The 299-nt window shown below is 38.5% G+C and carries 1 protein-coding gene; it reads right to left on the bottom strand.

The window, feature by feature from the left end; genetic code table 11:
- Nucleotides 1-183 (bottom strand): helix-turn-helix domain-containing protein (locus tag PSHG_RS26125; protein WP_042120993.1); only part of this gene is annotated, 183 nt, incomplete at its 3' end.
- Nucleotides 184-299 lie beyond the last annotated feature (116 nt).

The following is a 299-nucleotide window of genomic DNA, read 5'->3' on the forward strand; positions in this document are numbered from 1 at the left end:
CTTCTTCTTCCTAGTCTCGAGATCTTCCATGAATTGTTTGAATTCGTCCGGATTCATCTCCAAGTACTTATATACCGTGTTCCTAGAGACCTTCAGTTTTCTAGCGATCTGTGAAATCTTCAATCCCTTCGCTTTCATTTGATGAATAGAGAAGTACATAGGCCACCTTGTTAAGCGTTTCATACTCTTCCTCACCCATGATGATTATTTCTAAGATGTATGATATTCAGGGTAGGAAGGTTCGTAAAGTGCTCATTCTTATCTAGCAATTCTTGTTGACTATATTCTAGCGGTTACAA

The sequence above is a fragment of the Paenibacillus senegalensis JC66 genome, assembly GCF_000285515.1.
In the GTDB taxonomy this organism is placed as follows: Bacteria; Bacillota; Bacilli; order Paenibacillales; family NBRC-103111; genus Paenibacillus_L; species Paenibacillus_L senegalensis.